Annotated in this window: 1 protein-coding gene; it reads right to left on the reverse strand. The window is 70.9% G+C overall.

Going from position 1 to position 278, the window contains the following annotated elements; genetic code table 11:
- On the reverse strand, nt 1–252 hold a 252-nt coding region (locus EN846_RS34885), incomplete at its 3' end, for a hypothetical protein (protein WP_210236175.1).
- Nucleotides 253–278: the final 26 nt, after the last annotated feature.

Genomic DNA, 278 nt, shown 5'->3' on the forward strand with positions numbered 1-278 from the left:
CTGATCCAGCACGTAGCGCACATCGGCGATGTCGGCGCTACCGGCAATCGGCGGCTCGCGCAGGGCCAGGGTTTCACCTTGCCAGCGCGCCGGAGTGCCGTTGCCGGCCGCATCGACCGCGCTCAGGCGCACGTCCACACCGGCGCGCGGCGGCTGATCCTTGCCACCGGTCAGCGCGTGCGGAAGGCCGCCCGGCGCGCAAGCGCTCAGGGCCAGTGCCACCCCCAGCAACAACGATGGCACCGCCCTCATTTCAGCTTCCGCAGCTTGAAGGCCAC

The sequence above is a fragment of the Mesorhizobium sp. M4B.F.Ca.ET.203.01.1.1 genome (genome assembly GCF_004791025.1).
In the GTDB taxonomy this organism is placed as follows: domain Bacteria; phylum Pseudomonadota; class Alphaproteobacteria; order Rhizobiales; family Rhizobiaceae; genus Mesorhizobium; species Mesorhizobium abyssinicae.